Origin of the sequence: Oceanicaulis sp. UBA2681, from assembly GCF_002354675.1 — a bacterium.
GTDB lineage: Bacteria > Pseudomonadota > Alphaproteobacteria > Caulobacterales > Maricaulaceae > Oceanicaulis > Oceanicaulis alexandrii.
The window spans coordinates 53619-70568 of sequence record NZ_DEMB01000016.1; the positions used below are offsets into that span (position 1 = coordinate 53619).

At 63.3% G+C, this 16950-nt stretch carries 17 protein-coding genes and 1 tRNA gene; 9 read left to right on the top strand and 9 right to left on the bottom strand.

Annotation, left to right across the window (positions count from 1 at the left end; genetic code table 11):
* Positions 1–406: 406 nt before the first annotated feature.
* From B3M53_RS11515 to B3M53_RS11525, 3 genes are all read left to right on the top strand, one after another.
* Positions 407–1786 (top strand): ammonium transporter, encoded by a 1380-nt coding sequence (locus B3M53_RS11515; RefSeq protein ID WP_199285744.1) that lies wholly within the window; start codon positions 407–409, stop codon positions 1784–1786.
* Between the two features lie 88 nt (positions 1787–1874).
* The gene (locus B3M53_RS11520; protein WP_273019950.1) at positions 1875–2579 is read left to right on the top strand and encodes a TorF family putative porin; all 705 of its coding nucleotides are present in this window, start codon (positions 1875–1877) and stop codon (positions 2577–2579) included.
* A gap of 88 nt (positions 2580–2667) precedes the next feature.
* Positions 2668–2982 carry a hypothetical protein gene (locus tag B3M53_RS11525; RefSeq protein ID WP_273019951.1) on the top strand — a complete coding sequence of 105 codons (315 nt, stop codon included), beginning with the start codon at positions 2668–2670 and terminating at the stop codon, positions 2980–2982.
* 3 nt (positions 2983–2985) lie between these two features.
* Here the strand turns inward: B3M53_RS11525 and B3M53_RS11530 are convergent, their stop codons facing one another.
* Together B3M53_RS11530 and B3M53_RS11535 are read right to left on the bottom strand one after the other, a co-directional pair.
* Positions 2986–3435 carry a YybH family protein gene (locus tag B3M53_RS11530; protein ID WP_273019953.1) on the bottom strand — a complete coding sequence of 150 codons (450 nt, stop codon included), beginning with the start codon at positions 3433–3435 and terminating at the stop codon, positions 2986–2988.
* 156 nt (positions 3436–3591) lie between these two features.
* Positions 3592–3667, bottom strand: a tRNA-Lys gene (locus tag B3M53_RS11535).
* Positions 3668–3775: 108 nt separating this feature from the next.
* Here B3M53_RS11535 and B3M53_RS11540 point away from each other — a divergent pair.
* On the top strand, positions 3776–4402 hold the full coding sequence (locus B3M53_RS11540; RefSeq protein ID WP_273019955.1) for a hypothetical protein: 627 nt from the start codon (positions 3776–3778) through the stop codon (positions 4400–4402).
* On the opposite strand, the gene tgt is transcribed toward B3M53_RS11540, so the two are convergent.
* Positions 4399–5526 (bottom strand): tRNA guanosine(34) transglycosylase Tgt, encoded by a 1128-nt coding sequence (tgt, locus tag B3M53_RS11545; protein WP_273019957.1) that lies wholly within the window; start codon positions 5524–5526, stop codon positions 4399–4401. The two genes, B3M53_RS11540 and tgt, sit on opposite strands and share 4 nt — an antisense overlap.
* Positions 5527–5558: 32 nt before the next feature.
* On the opposite strand from tgt, the gene B3M53_RS11550 reads away from it, so the two are divergent.
* Together B3M53_RS11550 and B3M53_RS11555 are read left to right on the top strand one after the other, a co-directional pair.
* On the top strand, positions 5559–7106 hold the full coding sequence (locus B3M53_RS11550) for an acyl-CoA carboxylase subunit beta (protein WP_273019958.1): 1548 nt from the start codon (positions 5559–5561) through the stop codon (positions 7104–7106).
* A gap of 87 nt (positions 7107–7193) precedes the next feature.
* A complete protein-coding gene (locus B3M53_RS11555) occupies positions 7194–7352 on the top strand; it encodes a hypothetical protein (RefSeq protein ID WP_273019960.1) in 159 nt (52 codons plus the stop codon).
* On the opposite strand, the gene queA is transcribed toward B3M53_RS11555, so the two are convergent.
* Positions 7349–8413: a tRNA preQ1(34) S-adenosylmethionine ribosyltransferase-isomerase QueA gene (queA, locus tag B3M53_RS11560; RefSeq protein WP_349678850.1), complete on the bottom strand. Its 1065-nt coding sequence runs from the start codon at positions 8411–8413 to the stop codon at positions 7349–7351. The genes B3M53_RS11555 and queA overlap by 4 nt on opposite strands.
* An 82-nt stretch (positions 8414–8495) precedes the next feature.
* Here queA and B3M53_RS11565 point away from each other — a divergent pair, with 82 nt between their 5' ends.
* Complete coding sequence (locus B3M53_RS11565) at positions 8496–9470, top strand: endonuclease/exonuclease/phosphatase family protein (RefSeq protein WP_286800448.1); 975 nt, start codon at positions 8496–8498, stop codon at positions 9468–9470.
* Between the two features lie 69 nt (positions 9471–9539).
* Here B3M53_RS11565 and B3M53_RS11570 read toward each other — a convergent pair whose 3' ends face one another.
* The 4 genes from B3M53_RS11570 to gyrA are packed head-to-tail and all read right to left on the bottom strand — an operon-like array spanning position 9540 to position 14315.
* Complete coding sequence (locus tag B3M53_RS11570; RefSeq protein ID WP_022699799.1) at positions 9540–9992, bottom strand: peptidylprolyl isomerase; 453 nt, start codon at positions 9990–9992, stop codon at positions 9540–9542.
* A gap of 26 nt (positions 9993–10018) precedes the next feature.
* Positions 10019–10996, bottom strand: coding sequence for a peptidylprolyl isomerase (locus tag B3M53_RS11575; RefSeq protein ID WP_273019966.1), 978 nt, complete (start codon positions 10994–10996; stop codon positions 10019–10021).
* Positions 10996–11487, bottom strand: a complete 492-nt coding sequence (coaD, locus tag B3M53_RS11580) for a pantetheine-phosphate adenylyltransferase (protein WP_022699801.1) — start codon at positions 11485–11487, stop codon at positions 10996–10998. The genes B3M53_RS11575 and coaD overlap by 1 nt, the downstream gene beginning before the upstream one ends.
* 38 nt (positions 11488–11525) lie before the next feature.
* Positions 11526–14315 (bottom strand): DNA gyrase subunit A, encoded by a 2790-nt coding sequence (gyrA, locus tag B3M53_RS11585; RefSeq protein ID WP_273019969.1) that lies wholly within the window; start codon positions 14313–14315, stop codon positions 11526–11528.
* 301 nt (positions 14316–14616) lie between these two features.
* Here gyrA and B3M53_RS11590 point away from each other — a divergent pair, with 301 nt between their 5' ends.
* Entirely contained in the window at positions 14617–15192 is a 576-nt protein-coding gene (locus tag B3M53_RS11590; RefSeq protein ID WP_273019971.1) for a superoxide dismutase family protein, read from the top strand.
* On the top strand, positions 15192–16232 hold the full coding sequence (locus B3M53_RS11595; RefSeq protein WP_273019973.1) for a Kelch repeat-containing protein: 1041 nt from the start codon (positions 15192–15194) through the stop codon (positions 16230–16232). Before B3M53_RS11590 ends, B3M53_RS11595 begins: the two co-directional genes overlap by 1 nt.
* Positions 16233–16308: 76 nt before the next feature.
* Here the strand turns inward: B3M53_RS11595 and ssb are convergent, their stop codons facing one another.
* Complete coding sequence (gene ssb / locus B3M53_RS11600; RefSeq protein WP_022699805.1) at positions 16309–16836, bottom strand: single-stranded DNA-binding protein; 528 nt, start codon at positions 16834–16836, stop codon at positions 16309–16311.
* Positions 16837–16950: the final 114 nt, after the last annotated feature.

Here is a 16950-nt window from a genome sequence, read left to right on the forward strand (position 1 = left end):
CTGGAACCGTGCACATGCGGCCTCGGGGTCGTCTCTAAAACTAGAAGGCGGGCTGGTCCCGCCTTTTTTTCTGCTTTCAAATCCAGATTTGTAATCAGGGCGACTGTGGCTTCTTCGCCATAGAACTCTGATGCGCATCAAAAAGTTTTCACTTTTTTGTTGCGACGCAGCAAGCGCTCTGCAAAGGTTTTGTTAACGACAGACGCAGCTCAAGCTGCGCGCGTATTTAGAGACGCACCGCCGGCCGCCGCAAACCGCGACGGAGGCACATATGAGACAGGACCAGACCGGCGCCGCCCGGCTCTTCGGCACGCAAGCGCGCCGCATCCTTCGTCGTATTCATTCGACCCGACTGGACGAGGCCGGCCTTGCTCCGTCCCGTCAGAGTGCGACCGAGGACACCATCATGACCGATTTTAACGGCGCGCAGACTAGCCTGCGCGCACGCGCCACGCGCCTGGGGGCTCTGGCGCTGGCCGCTTTGAGTTTCACGGCCCTGGCGTCAGAATCCGCCTTCGCCCAGGTAAGCGATGAAACAGCTTATATTTTCAACACGCTGCTCTTCCTGATTGGCGGCTTCCTGGTGATGTGGATGGCGGCCGGCTTCGCCATGCTGGAAGCGGGCTTTGTGCGCACCAAGCACGCAGCCGTCATCTGCCTGAAAAATATCGGGCTTTATTCTGTCGCCGGCCTGATGTTCTTCGTCATCGGCTACAATCTGATGTACTCCGGCGTGGGGGACCATGGCGGCCTGATCGGCACGCCTTCCATGTGGTCGCCTTCTGAAACCGCCGCGGATGACGCGATCGACGTCACGGCCGCGGGCTATTCAAGCGCGTCCGACTGGTTCTTCCAGATGGTGTTCGTGGCCACCACTGCCTCGATTGTCTCAGGCGCTGTCGCGGAACGCGTGCGTATCGGATCCTTCTTCATCTTCACGGCGGTGCTCGCCGGGGTGATCTACCCCATCCAGGGATCCTGGGAATGGGGCGCTGGCTGGCTGGATTCGCAGTTCGGCTTCTCCGATTTTGCAGGCTCCACCCTGGTGCACTCCACCGGCGGCTGGGCGGCGCTGGCCGGAGTCATCTTGCTGGGCGCACGCCGCGGACGCTTTGTCGACGGCAAGCCGGTGACCATGCACGGCTCATCCCTGCCGCTGGCGACGCTGGGCACCTTCATCCTGTGGTTCGGCTGGTTCGGCTTTAACGGCGCTTCGCAACTCGCCCTGGGCAGCGCAGCCGACGCCACCGCCGTGTCGCAGATCTTCGCCAACACCAACATGGCCGCCGCCTCCGGCGTCGTGGTCGCCTATATCGTCTCCATGCTTCTGGGTAAGGGCAAAGCCAATCTGGGCTCGGTTCTGAACGGCGCCCTCGCCGGCCTTGTCGCCATTACAGCGGAACCTCTGACCCCGACCATTCTGGAAGCCATCCTGATCGGCGGCGTCGGCGCGGTGATCGCCACCTTCGGCGCGGTGCTGCTGGAAGCCATCCGCCTGGATGACGTGGTTGGCGCGATCCCGGTCCACCTCATGGCCGGCATCTGGGGCACCATGGCCGTACCTTTGACCAACTCTGATGCAAGCTTTCTTGGACAGGCTGTCGGCGTCGGCGCGATTGGGGCCTTCGTCTTCATCACCAGCTTCGTTCTCTGGCTGGCTTTGAAAGTCACGCTCGGCATCCGCTTGAACCCCGATGAGGAAGAGGTCGGTGGCGACCTCTCTGAACTGGGTCACAGCGCCTATCCCGAGTTCACATCAAAGACCGCGCACAAACCAGCTGAATAACCGGATCAGCGAGGCGGCTGATGCGCCGCCTCGCCTGCCCCCCGGTGAGCCATATGACCACCGATACAATTTTAAATGGAGAACAACCATGAAATCCGCAAACTTACTCGCAGCAAGCGTGCTCCCTCTGGCCCTGGCGGCTACGGCGAGCCTTTCCACCGGCGCCGCACAGGCCCAGGAAGTCTCGGCGAATGTGGCGATGACCACAGATTATCGCTTCCGCGGCGCCTCGCTCAGCGATGAGGCCATCGCCATCCAGGGCGGCTTTGACGTTGCCTTTGACTCCGGCTTTTACGCCGGAACCTGGGGATCAAGCATCGAGCCCGTGGGCAATTCGGAAATTGAGCTGGACCTGTACGCCGGATATGGCGGCACGGTCGGCGCGCTCAGCTATGATGTGGGCGTGATCGGATATTTCTATCCCGGCGCTGAAGATGTCGCCTATGCCGAAGTCTATGGCAGCCTGACCGGCACGATCGGTCTGGTGGAGACCACCGGCACGATCGCCTACGCCCCCGAACAGGACAATCTGGGCGATGACGACAATCTCTATCTGAATCTCTCAGGCTCAGCGCCCTTGGGTGAGTCCGGTCTTAGCCTGATGGCGGGCATCGGTTATGAAACCGGCGCCTTCGGCGATCTTGATGGCGATGGCGACGACAAGGTCGACTGGACGATCGGCGTCGGCGGCTCGGCGTATGGCGTGGATTGGACGCTGGCGTATATCGACACCAGCGAAGACACGGACGGGTCGGATGAAACCGCCGTCTTCACCATCTCCAAAGCCTTCTAGACAAGAAGCCTGTTCCATCGGCGGTCTGAAACGGGGACTCCGTTTCAGACCGCTTGTCTGTTGACCGCCAGCCGCCAAAGGCGTCGCCATGCGTCCCCTGTTCCGCACCCCGTCTGATGATCAGTTGAAAAGCCTCTCTGAAACGAATCTGCGTCTGTTTGTGGCGCACCAGAAATATAATGTGCGCTCCAGACGGCTCGCTCTGAGGGAACTGCGCCAGAGACAGGCTTCACCGGGCTTCTCAGCCTCGCAGACAAGCGCCTCGCCACACATATCAGGACCGCTGACCTCCGGGCCTGATTACAGGCCAAAGGGCGGGCTGGCGGATATCGCCTGGCTCGGCGTCCTGCTGGGCGCCGGCGCCCTGACGCTACATGTGATCAGCTGGTGGGGCGGGCTCTAGGTCTTATTCAGCCGACGACGTGTGATCGTGGACCACGCGCCAGCCCTCCTCGCCTTTTCGGACGATCAGCGTGAACAGTCCGGTGGGTTCATCCGCCTCGCGGTACAGCGTCCAGCGCCCGAACACATAGGCGGCGTCCTCTGACAGCTGGGTGACGTCGAGATCGGTGAACGCCAGCCAGCCCATGGCGTCCGGCGTGTCATAGCGCGCCTGATAGCGCGCCAAAGTCGCCGCCCAGCCCGTGGTCACCGATCCACCCGAGGCGAACCGCAAATCCTCGCTTTGAAGATATCCGTCCATGAAGCCGGGAATATCGCCGGCGTTCCAGGCGTCCTGCTGGGCGGTCAGCACCTCACAGATCGACTGAACCTCAGCGCCCGTTCCGCTGCAGGAAGGCGCGTCCGTCTGAGCCTGAACGAGAAAAGCGGCGGCGAGTGCGCTGACAATCATCATCGGGGACCCCATTTTCCATCTAACAGCAGACAGAGTGAAGCGCGCCTGACGACACCGTCAACGCCTGATCAGATACCGATGTAAGGGATGTGGGAGCGCAATCGCGCAGACAGATAATCACCACCACCCACAAAACGCCATGTTTTCAGGGAGAAGTGGTGAGCCGACAGGGATTCGAACCCTGGACCTACTGATTAAAAGTCAGTTGCTCTACCAGCTGAGCTATCGGCTCTCCGTCTCGAGAGGCGCGGAACCTATAACCGGCGCCCCATACGGTCAACCCGGCTATATGCGGGAAACCCCCTCTTTTACAGTTGCACGATCATGATAGGACATAAGCATGAAGAACACCCTGTCCAATTTGCTGATCTCCGGCGCGTTCGCGCTCATCCTGACCGCGTGCTCCAGCCTGCCCGACCTGCCGGAGACGCCCTTGGGGCGCACCGAATCAGTCGCGTCTGACACGGTGGGCCTGCCGCGGGCGCGGCCCGGCCAGATCGTGATCGATAATGGCGATGAAACCGTGCCCACACCTTATGGCGGTTCTGGCGCAGCGATCAGCTGCCCGGCGATTGCCCGCGATATCGCCCGCCTCACGACCTTGCTGGGGCCTGATATCGAGGCGCCCCGGCCTGAGGTGCAGACCGCAACGGACGAAGACTCAGAGGGCATGCTGGACCGCTCGCGCGATTTCGCCTCCTCCATCGCTGAAGATGCGCCGGATCTCGCCGCCGATACGGCGCGAGACACGATTGTGGGGCTGAATCCGACACGTCCCGTGGTGCGCTTCCTGGGCCGGGCGAGCGAGATTGAAGCCGCCGCCGCGCAAGAGCGCGAGCTGGCGCTCAAACGCCGCGCCTGGCTGCGCGGCGGTTTTGATGCGCTGAACTGTGAGCGGGCGACCCTGATCGAAGCCATGGACGCCTATGGTCTGCTCAATGATGCAGAGGCGGAATCCGAGGACTAGATCGCGTCCGGGCCTTCATCCATGCGGGCATGGAACTGGGCGCGAAACGCCTCGAACTCCCCCGCGGCGATGGCGGCGCGCATGCGCGCAGTCAGGGTCTCGAAATAGGCGATATTGTGCCAAGACAAGAGCATCGAGCCCAGATACTCGCCCGCCCGGATCAGATGGTGCAGATAGGCGCGTGAATAATCCCGGCTGGCCGGGCAATCGAGCGTCTCGTCCATCGGCCGCGTGTCTTCGGCGAAGCGGGCGTTCTTCACGTTCACCGGCCCCCAATCCGTCCACGCCTGACCGTGGCGGCCAGAACGGGTGGGCAGCACGCAGTCAAACATGTCCACGCCGCGCGCGACCGCTTCCACCAGATCAATCGGCTTGCCCACGCCCATCAGATAACGCGGGCGTTCATGGGGCAGATGCGGCGTGGTGACATCGAGCACCTGACACATCATCTCGAACCCCTCGCCCACCGCGAGGCCGCCAATGGCGTATCCGTCAAAGCCGATCTCGATCAGTCCTTCAGCGCTTTCGCGGCGCAAATCCTCATAGGTGCTGCCCTGGACGATGCCAAACAGCGCCTGGCCTGAGCGCTCACCGAACGCCTCTTTGGAGCGCTTCCCCCAGCGGCGGGACAGCTGCATGGAGCTGGCGGCGGCGTCGCGCTCGCACGGATAGGGCGTGCACTCATCAAGCTGCATGGAGATGTCCGCGCCCAGAAGGTCCGCCTGGATCTCGATGGAGCGCTCGGGCGTCAGCATATGCTTTGAGCCGTCGAGATGGCTTTTGAACGCCACGCCCTCTTCGGTCATGTCGCGCAGATCAGACAGCGACCAGACCTGAAAGCCGCCGGAATCGGTCAGGATCGGCCCATCCCAGCGCATAAAATGATGCAGGCCGCCCAAACGTTTGACCCGCTCCGCCCCAGGCCGCAGCATAAGGTGGTACGTGTTGCCCAGAATGATGTCAGCGCCGGCGGCTTTGACCTGTTCAGGATACAGCGCCTTCACCGTCGCCGCCGTGCCGACCGGCATGAAGGCGGGCGTGCGAATATCCCCGCGCGGGGTCTTGAGCACGCCGGTTCGGGCGGCGCCGTCGGTGGCGTGAAGATCAAAATCAAAGCTGGGCATCAGAACCTGGCGATACTGCGGGAGAGAGTTGAGTGAGTTGGAAAGACGAAATCGCCCATTTGCGCAAGCGTCAGGCGCTGGCTCATAACATGGGCGGAGCTGAAAAGCTCGCCCGTCAAAAGGCTGCAGGGCGGCTCAACGTTCGGGAAAGACTGGACCTTTTGCTTGATCCGGGCAGCTTCCGGGAAATCGGCTCGCTCACCGGCAAAGCGCGTACAAATGCAGAGGGCGGCTTTGAGGGCTTCTCTCCGGCCAATTGCATCTTCGGGCGCGGCACGGTTCGCGGGCGCCCGGTGGCCGTCGTGGCGGATGATTTCACCGTGCGCGGCGGCGCGGCGGACGCCGCCATCGTCGAGAAACAGGTCGAAGCGGAAAAGATGGCGGGCGAGCTGGGCCTGCCCTTGATCAGACTGATCGAGGGCACGGGCGGCGGCGGCTCGGTCAAATCCATTCTCGACATGGGCGCCAGCTATGTGCCGTTTAATCCAGCCTGGGATCAGGTGGTCGCCAATCTTGAACGGGTGCCTGTGGTGTCGCTGGCCTTGGGCCCTGTAGCGGGCCTGGGCGCGGCGCGGGCCGTGTCGTCACACTATTGCGTGATGGTCAAAGGCCAGTCGCAAATGTTCATCGCGGGGCCGCCCGTGGTGGCGGGCGTGGGCGAGCATGTCACCAAGGAGGAGCTGGGCGGGTCCGATCTGCAGCTCGCCGCGGGCGCCGCAGACGACGCCTACGCCAGCGAAGCGGACGCCATGGAGGCGGCGCGCTGGTTTCTCTCCTATCTGCCCGACATGGCGGGCGATGCGGCGGACCGCATAACGCCGAGTGATGATCCCGCACGGATTGACGAAAGCCTTCGCGAGATCGTGCCGCGCGACAAGCGCTTCGGCTATGACATGCGCGCCATCCTCAATACGACGCTCGATCAGGGCAGCGTGTTCGAGATGGGCCGTCATTTTGGCAGCTCGGTCATCACCGCCCTCGCCCGCCTCGACGGCTGGCCCATCGCGGTGCTGGCCAGCAATCCCAATGTCTATGGCGGCGGCTGGACGGCGGAAGCGGCGCAAAAGATCATTCGCTTTGTGGATCTGGCGGAAACCTTCCGCCTGCCAGTGGTGCATTTCGTGGACGTGCCGGGCTTTGTCATCGGCACCCGCGCCGAGCGCGCCGGCACGATCCGTCATGGCGCGCGCGCCTTGTCAGCCATTTATCAAGCCAGCGTGCCCTGGTGCACCATGCTGATCCGCAAGGCCTATGGCGTGGCGGGGGCTGCGATGATGGACCATACCCGCTTTCGCTATCGTTATGCCTGGCCGTCGGGCGATTGGGGCTCGCTGCCGCTGGAAGGCGGGGTGGAAGCCGCGTTCAAATCCGTGCTGGAAAAAGCTGAAGACCCCGAAGCGCTCAAGGAAGAGCTGCGCGCCCGGATGCGCGATCTCTCCGACCCGTTCAAGACCGCCGAGCGGTTCTGGATCGAGGAGATCATCGATCCGGCGGACACCCGGCCCTTGCTGACGGAGTTCGCGAACCTCACCGCCAAGCTGCGCACCCGCGACACGCCGGGGACGCGTTACCGGCCATAGAGCCAATCACTCGCAAGTACACAAACTATCGATTGGACCGTGATCGAAGGGCCGGCGCAGGATGGGCTCAACACAAAGGAGCCCGCCATGATGAAAGACGAATACGAATATCTGTGCCTGATGGTGCTGGATAACGAAGACACCGTGAAAGCCGACCCTGATCTCGCCTGCGGCTGCGCCATGTATCTGACGCGGCAGGGTTATGACCAGGTGGATGACGGAACAGTCTGCGGGACCACCGACTAGCCCTTGCGCCAGAGCAGGCTGGAATCCCCGTAGGAGAAAAAGCGGTAGTGCTCACGGATGGCGTGATCGTAGGCCGCATGCATCTCCTCAAACCCCGCCAGCGCGCTGACCAGCATGAAGAGCGTGGATTTGGGCAGGTGGAAATTGGTCATCAGCGCGTCGATCACCTTGAACCGATAGCCCGGCGTGATGAAGATCGCGGTGTCGCGCGCTTCGGCGCGCACCGTGCCGTCGTCCTCCGAGGCGCTTTCCAGCGTCCGGATCGAGGTGGTGCCCACGGCGATGATGCGGCCGCCCGCCTGGCGGGTCTGGTTGATCAACTCCGCCGTCTGTTCGCTGATCTCGTAATATTCCGCGTGCATCTGGTGCTCGGACAGATCATCAGTTTTCACCGGCAGGAACGTCCCCGCCCCCACATGCAGCGTCACATGAGTGCGCTTGATCCCGCGCGCATCGAGCGCCGCAAACAAACGGTCTGTGAAGTGCAGTCCCGCCGTCGGCGCCGCCACGGACCCCGCCTTGTCCGGCGCGGCGTAGACCGTCTGATAGTCCTCAAGATCGGCGGCGTCGGCGGCCCGCTTTGAGGCGATGTAAGGCGGCAGCGGCGGCGCGCCCGCTTCCACAATCGCCTTGTCGAGCTCAACGCCTGCGCGGTCAAACGTCAGCACGACCTCCCCGCCCTCGCGCTTTTCGGTCACCTGGGCGGTCAGCCCGCCCTTGAACTGCAGCGTATCGTCTTCTTTCAGACGCTTGGCCGGGCGGACAAAGGCGCGCCAGACGGCTTCGTCGTCACGCTTGTGCAGATTGATCTCGATCTCCACATCACCGCCGCCGCCATGAGCGCGGGCCGGGCGCACGCCCGTCAGCGCCGCCGGAATGACGCGGGTGTCATTGAACACCAGAAGATCACCGGGTTCGAGCAGGTCTGGAAGGTCAAGAACGCCCAAATCCGACAAACCGCCATCCTTCACCTGCAACAGACGCGCACTGTCGCGTGGACGCGCCGGGCGCAGCGCAATCCGGTCTTCAGGCAGGTGAAAATCAAAATCGGTCAGTCGCAATTGAGTCATAACATTCCTTCAAGCTGGCGGTGATATACGCACAGCCTCGCTCGCACGCCAGACATCCGGACAGAAATCTCGCATGCTTCCTCCCCGCCCCTTGTTGACGAAGGCCTTTCGCATGGCCGCCTATCTGATCTGCATCGGGGCATGCGTGTGTCTGGGGCTTACCTATGGCGTGCTGCTGTCCGGCGCGTTTCGGCCCAAGGCTGATGTCTTCAACATGATCTGGCCGATCCCTGTGATGGCCGGCGTTCTGGCCGGGACAGCGCTTTATGTCTTGCGCCCAGAGGGGCTGACGACGCTCCGGCGCGTCGGTCTGGCTGCGAGCGCCGTTCTGGTCTTGCAGGCGCTGCCCTACGCCCAGCTTCAACCGCATCCGGATAGCCTGCCGCCCCGCAGCGAAACCGGGGAGGCCCTGCGTCTGGCCAGTTTCAATCACTGGCACCTGAACCGGGACCCGGACGCCGCGATCGCCTTCCTGCGCGAAGGCGATTTCGACCTGGTCTTCCTGCAGGAAGTCGGCGGCGCCTCCCGACAGACGCCGCTCAGTCTGCAAGAGGACTATCCCTATCAGGTCTATTGCGCCTGGGGCACGGCGCTCATCTCGCGAAGGCCCGTGCTCGAACAGGGCTGTGATGAATATCGCACCGTGCCGGCCGCCTATATGCAGATCGAGTACCAGGGCGCGCCGCTTCGGCTGACCAGCACCCATTTCGCACGTCCCACACGCCCGGACCTGTACCAGTATCACCGTGAACGTCTGTCAGCGTTGATCGCGGCGCAGACCGAGCACGCCCAGATTCTGGCCGGGGATTTCAACACCGCCGAAAAAGGCTTTTCAATGCGGGCTTTGAGAGACGCTCTCTATCCGCTCAAACGCGTAACCCACGGCCTGCGCACCTGGCCGTCTGAACGCGCTTTACCCTTTCCGGCGCTGGGGATCGATCATATCTGGATCAGCAACGGGCTGTGCGCGTCACAGACGGGTGCTGCGCCGGATGCGGGTTCTGATCACCGCCCCGTCTTCACGCTGGTGGAGCGGTGCGAGACCTGACTGATCGCCACAACGAAATCGGGCGGCTCGATGAGCCGCCCGTTTCAGACATCATTGCAGAAACAAGATCTAGCGCACGGACGCCTTGACGATCTTGCCCGGTTCGGCGGGCGGCTCGCCCTTGGGCAGTGCGTCCACATGCTCCATGCCGGAAATCACTTCACCCCAGACGGTGTACTGGTTGTCGAGATACGGCACAGCGTCCAGGCAGATGAAGAACTGGCTGTCCGCAGAATTGGGATCCATGGCGCGCGCCATGGACATGGTGCCGCGCACATGCGGCTCGGCGGTAAACTCGGCCTCAATGTTCTGGCCCGAGCCGCCCATGCCATTGCCGTTCGGGCAACCGCCCTGCGCGACAAAGCCGTCGATCACACGGTGAAAGGTCAGACCGTCATAAAAGCCTTCAGAGGCCAGCTCGGAGATACGGGCGACATGCTTGGGCGCCAGGTCGGGGCGCAGGCGAATGACGACATCGCCGCCTTCCAGGGTGAACACGAGTTCTTGCTTGGCGTCGGACACGACGGTCTCCTTTGGAGGATGGGTTCTTAATCGAGGACGCGCACAGGCACGTCGATGGCGCAAAGATCAGGCAGGCGACCGTTCTCACGGCTCGCCGCCAACGCTTCAAGATAGGCTGTGAAACTGGGGGAGTGCGTATCCATGACCTGCACCGTCGGCGCATCGGTCATGTCGCGAGCCAGCTCAAACTCTTCAATGATGTCGGGGCGGAAGCCCAGGGTCTGGCCCTGAGTGCCGACATTCAGGCTTTCCACCACGTCTTGCCCGACACGCACCTTGCCCCAGACAGTATACTGGGTGTTCAGATGTTCAGCCTCGCCGCGCACGATATAGAACTGCGCATTGCCAGAATTGGGATCACTGGTGCGCGCCATGGCGACGGCGCCGTCACAATGCATCAACCAGCTATCCACCCGTCCATCTGCGACGATTCCCGCAAGCGCTGCGGGCTGTGTGCCGACCGGAAAGCCGTTCCAGAATCCAGCCTGAGCCATGGGGCCGCCCCGTGTGGCGCGGCGCTCCTGAAGCTCATCGACGATGATGGCGTTGGGATCGCGGCGAATGCCGAATTCCGCCTGGATCGGATCAAACGGCGCCTGGATACTGGGATTGTCCACAGCCCCGCCGCCTTGCGCCATGAAGCCGTCGATCACGCGGTGAAAGACCTTCCAGTCCAGCCAATCCGTCTCGGCCAGCATGCGTACGCGTTCGGCATGGATCGGTGTGAACTCGTCCTGCAGCTCGATCCAGACGTCGCCCTTGCTGGTCACCATGTGAATGAGGTCTTCCGCATCAACAGTGCGCCAGGCGCTGTCAGGCGCATCAGCAATAATGTCCGCGCCCGGCGCCGCAACGGCTTCCGCCGCAGGCTGAGCCGCCTCGCTTGCTGGCGCCGCGTCCTGAGTCCGGCTTTCGGTTTCCGCCTCCGCGCACGCCGTCAGCATCATGGCTGACAGGCAAGCGGTGGCTAACACACGGGCTTTCAGAAGAGCGCTCTGGGCCATTAGACGAATTTCTCCAACAAACGCGCTTTGACCAAGGCTGGAACAAAAGGCGTGATATCCCCGTCCAGCTTGGCGATTTCCTTGACCAGACGAGAGGCGATCGCCTGATGGCGCGGGTCAGCCATCAAGAATACGGTTTCGATATCCGCATTCAGGCGCTGGTTCATCCCCACCATCTGAAACTCGTATTCAAAGTCCGACACCGCGCGCAGGCCGCGAATGATCGAGCTGGCGCCGACTTTCTCGGCGAAATGCATCAACAGGCCTTCAAACGGCAAGACTTCAATCTCGGTGTCGCCCGCCACGGATTCCGCCAGCTCGCGGGCCATCTCGACCCGTTCTTCAAAGCTGAAGAGCGGGTTCTTGGCGTCATTGCGCGCAACCCCGATGACCAACTTGTCATAGAGCTTCACAGCCCGGCCGATAATATCGAGATGGCCGTTGGTCACCGGGTCGAAAGTCCCCGGATACAGCGCGACGCGGCGTTTCATGGCGGTCTCCCCAAAGCCCGGTGCGGTCTTGGCTCGGTCTAGTGCTCGTCCTGCGGCGCATCCGGCGCCGGGGCTTCGCCCTCATCGCCTTCGTCAACGCCGGTGTCGTCATCGCTTTCCGCGATGCGCACAACAGACACGACTTTTTCGCCTTCCGCCAGTCGGATCAGCCGCACGCCCTTGGTGGCGCGGGCGGCGATGCGCACGGTGTCGACCGGGAAACGGATCAATTGACCGCCATCGGTGACCGCCATCACGGTGTCGCCGTCAATGACCGGGAAGCAGGCCGCCAGTTCCTTGACCTTGCTCATGTCATGAGCGGCCACGCCCTGATTGCCGCGTCCCATGACGCGGTAGTCATAAGCGCTGGACCGTTTTCCGAGGCCGTCCTGGGCCACGGTCAGCACGAACTCTTCCGCAGCGCCCAGCTCGGCGATGCGTTCGGGGCTCAGCGCCACCTCCGCCGCCGCTTCGCCGTCTTCCGGCGCGCTGACGACGGCGTCGTCCTCGTCCAGCCCCGCCGCACGTCGCATGGCGTTGGCGTGCTTCATATAGGCGCGCGCCTCATCGGTCGTGACGTCGATATGATTCAGGATCGCCATGGAGATCAGGCGGTCGCCCTCTTTGAGACGAATGCCGCGCACGCCGGTGGAGTTGCGTGACGCGAACACGCGCACATCTTCCACCGAGAAACGGATCGCCCGGCCGGCCGCAGACACCAGCAGCACGTCCTGATCCTTGTTGCAAAGGCGCACATCCAGGATCTTGGAGCCGTCTTCGTCCAACTTCATGGCGATCTTGCCATTGCGGTTGACCTGAACGAAGTCCGACAGCTTGTTGCGGCGCACCGTGCCCGCCGTGCTGGCGAACATCACGTCATACTCGCTCCACTGATCCTCATCCTCAGGCAGCGCCATCACAGACGTGATCCACGCGCCCTCGTTGAGGCTGGGCAGCAGGTTTGTGAGGAACTTGCCCTTGGTATTGGGCGCGCCCAGCGGCAGGCGCCAGGTCTTGGTCTTGTAGACCATGCCGTCCGAGCTGAAGAACAAGAGCGGCGCATGGGTTGAGGCGACAAACAGGGTCGCCACGAAATCCTCATCCTTCATCGCCATGCCCGCGCGGCCTTTGCCGCCGCGGTTCTGGGCGCGATAGGTGGAGAGCGGCGTGCGTTTGACGTAGCCGCCATGGGTCAGGGTGACGACCATGTCCTCGCGCGGGATCAGGTCTTCATCCTCGATCCCGAGATCGCCCTCGATAATGATCGAGCGGCGCTCCACGCCGAACTTGGCTTTGGCGTCCAGCAATTCGTTGCGGATGATGTCGCGGATCAGGGTCGGGCTGCGCAGGATTTCCAGCAGCTCGGCGATGGTCTCGGCCAGCTTGTTGGCCTCGTCGCCGATCTCGTCGCGGCCCAGCGCCGTCAGGCGGTGCAGGCGCAGATCCAGGATCGCCTTGGCCTGCTCTTCGGTCAGGCGGATCTCGCCATCCTTGATGCGGGAGCGCGGATCAGCCACCAGCTCCACCAGCGGCGCGATGTCCTTGGCCGGCCAGGCCTTGTCACGCAATTGCTGACGCGCGGTCTGCGGGTCGGGCGCTTTGCGGATCATGGCGATGATCTCGTCGATATTGGCGACAGCCACGCCCAGACCGATCAAGACGTGCGCCCGGTCGCGCGCTTTCTTGAGGTCAAACTTGGTGCGGCGGACCACCACTTCCTTGCGGTGACTGATGAAGGTCTCAAGGAAGGTGCGCATTCCCGCCTGTTGCGGGCGGCCGCCGATCAGCGCCAGCATGTTCACCCCGAACGAGGTTTGCAGCGGGCTCCAGCGATACAGCTGGTTCAGGATCACCTCGGCGTTGGCGTCTTTCTTCAGCTCGATGACGACGCGGACGCCCGAACGGTCGGACTCGTCGCGCAGATCGGAAATGCCCTCCACGCGCTTTTCCCGTACCAGCTCGGCGATCTTCTCGATCATCGACGCCTTGTTCACCTGATAGGGAATCTCGTGAATGATGATGGCTTCGCGGCCCTGGCGAATATCCTCGATCGAGGTCTTGCCGCGCAGGATGACGGAGCCGCGACCCTCCAGCAGCGCCTTGCGGGCGCCGGAGCGGCCAATGATCTCGCCGCCCGTGGGGAAGTCCGGCGCCGGCACGAATTCCAGCAATTCCACATCGGTGATGTCCGGCGTGTCGAGCAGAGCGATGGTCGCGTCCACCACCTCGTTGAGGTTATGGGGCGGGATATTGGTCGCCATGCCCACAGCGATGCCGCCAGCGCCGTTGACCAGCAGGTTCGGATAGCGCGCGGGCAGAACAATCGGCTCCTGCTTGGAGCCGTCATAGTTGTCCTGAAACTCGACCGTATCCTTGTCGATATCGGCCAGCAGCGCTTCGGCCGGATGGTCCATGCGGATTTCGGTGTAACGCATGGCGGCGGGCGGATCGCCGTCCATGGAGCCGAAATTGCCCTGACCGTCCATGAGCGGCAGCCCCATGGAGAAGGGCTGCGCCATACGCGCCAGAGCGTCATAGATCGCGCTGTCGCCGTGCGGGTGATAGCGGCCCATCACGTCGCCGACCACGTTGGCGGATTTCTTGTAGGCCTTGTCCTTGGTGTAGCCGCCCTCATGCATGGCCCACAGGATGCGGCGGTGCACGGGCTTGAGCCCGTCACGCGCATCTGGGATGGCGCGGCTGACGATCACGCTCATCGCGTAATCGAGATAGCTGCGCTTCATCTCGTCTTCGATGGACACCATCGGGCCGCTCGGCGCGGCGGGCAGGTCTTCATCCATGGGCGTTTCAGGGGGCAAATCGCTCAAAGTCGTTTCGTCCTGGCTGGCGCGCGCCTGTCTTCGCCAAGCGGGACAGCGCGCGTAAAGAGGCGTCGGTCGGGCGCAGTTCACCTGAATGGGCGTGAATCACCTGCGCACGGTTAGATGTTATGTCTAGCAAGGCCAGAGACGGGCGGCAAACACGGTGCGCGGCTGTCTCCACGGTTTCCTGACAGATTTGCGGCCCGGCCTGTTTTTTGTTGAAAATCAGCGCAGACTTCCTCTCTTGGGGTCGCATCGCGCGCGACGCCGCCTACGTTGATAGCGTAGCTTTCAAAGGAGACGCCTCATGACCCGCGCCCTTCACACTCTCGCTCTGACAACCGCGCTCGCCGCCTGCAGTCTTGGCGCCCCCGCGCTCGCAGCCGACCACCATGCCGAGGCCATGTCCGACGCCGCCGAAGCCCATGCTTTGCTGATCGATCGCGAGCGCAACGAAGTTGGTCACGCCCGTCTCCAGCAAGGCCCGACAGGCGTTCTGATCACGCTTGAGCTGGACGGCCTTCCCGACAGCGCCGTCGGCTGGCATGGCGTGCACCTGCACCAGATCGGCGATTGCTCGAACGCGGATTTCACCAGCTCCGGCGGGCATATCAACCCGTCAGAGCGCAGCCACGGCCTTCTGAACCCCGAAGGCCCGGACAACGCCGATCTGCCCAACATCTATGTGCATGAGGACGGCATGCTGCGTGCCCAGGTCTTCACGGACCGCGTCAGCCTCAATGGCGAATATGACGCCCCGGCCTTGCTGGATGATAACGGCTCCGCCCTCGTCATCCACGACAATGAAGATGATCACACGACCCAGCCCATTGGCGGCGCCGGCGCACGCCATGTCTGCGGCGTGATCGAGGCGGCGCACTGATGCTGACACGGCGGACTGCTTTGGCCGGGCTCGGCGCCGCCGGCCTGTCCCTGACCCTGCCCGGCCGCGCTCTGGGCCAGACGGCTGATGCGTCGCCCTGGCGCGCAGGGCCAGACCTGCCCCTGCGGGTTCAGGAGATTTACCCGGCTGTCCTTGAGGGCGTGCTTTACGTGGCGGGCGGTTTGAGCCCCGATGTGGGGCGCGGCCGGATCGGCATCTCGGATCGCGTTTTCTCATTAGCGCCCGGCGCAGATCGCTGGCGCGAACAGGCGCGCCTGCCCGTGCCGCTGCACCACCCCAATCTGGTGGGCCTTGAGGGCCTAGTGTATGCCGTCGGAGGCTTCACCGCCCAGACCGGCGGGATGTGGGCGATGAGCAATGGCGTTCGGGTGTTTGATCCCGGTCGCAATCAATGGCGCAATGGCCCGGCCATGGCTGAACCCTATGCCGAGACGGTCTGCGTCGCGCTGAACGGACGCCTGCATGTGGTCACCGGCCGACGCCCGGCGGGCCTCAGCAACAAGGCCTGGTCAGACCACGCCGACACCAACGCCCATATCGTCACGGACCCCGCCGCCCAGACCTGGTCGGTCGCAGCCCCCGCCCCCACCGCGCGCAATTCCGCAGCGGGCGCAGAGCTGGAGGGGCGCCTGCATGTGGTGGGCGGACGTACGGTGACCGGCGGCAACACGCCCGTGCACGAAGCCTATGACCCGCAAAGCGACAGCTGGGAGACCCGCGCGCCCCTGCCCGAGCCTGAAGCCGGGCCGCGCGGCGCCGGCGGCCTCGCCGCCGCCAGCGTCGATGGCGCGCTCTATGTGTTTGGCGGCGAGTGGTTTGATAATTCAGGCGGCGGCGTCTACGCCCAGGTCTGGCGCTATGACCCGCAAACCGACGCCTGGACCGAGATGGGCCGCATGCCCACGCCCCGGCACGGCCTGGGCGCGGTCACGGTGGGATCACAGATCGCCACCATCGGCGGCGCGGCCCAGCCCAGCGGCAGCCAGACCACCGCGACGCTCAACTGGTTCACGCCCTGAGCCGAAGTCGCAAATGAACAGCAAAAAGCCCGGCGCGCTGCGCCGGGCTTTTTTCGTCTGGGCCAGATGAGAGCCCCTAGAACGGGATGTCGTCGTCCAGGGTGTCGGAGGTGAAATCCTCGCGCGGGGCGTTGCTGCGCTGACCACCGCCTTGCCCACCGCCCTGATTGTAACCACCCTGGCCGCCGCCGGAACGATCGTCCATCTGGTTGTTGTTATAGCCGCCGCCCATGCGGTCGCCGCCGCCTTCGCCGCGACCGTCCAGCATGGTCAGCTCGCCGCGATAGCGCTGCAGCACCACTTCGGTGGTGTATTTGTCATTGCCGTCGCGGTCCTGCCATTTGCGGGTCTGAAGCTGGCCCTCGATGTAAACCTTCGAGCCCTTCTTGAGGTAATTTTCCGCGACCTTGGCGAGGTTGTCGTTGAAGATCACGACGTTGTGCCATTCGGTCTTCTCGCGGCGTTCGCCGGTGGACTTGTCGCGCCAGTTCTCGGACGTGGCGATGCGCAGGTTCACGACCGGATCGCCGGAATTCAGGCGCCGCACTTCAGGGTCGGCGCCCAGATTGCCCACCAGGATCACCTTGTTTACAGAACCAGCCATACCGCGTCTCCCGCTTGTCTTTCGCGTCTTATTTGTTCACATTCCGTTCCGCGCGTCAATTGAGGCGCGAGTCGGGTGTTAACGAAGCCTATCCCGCTGCCCGAGTCCATCGCC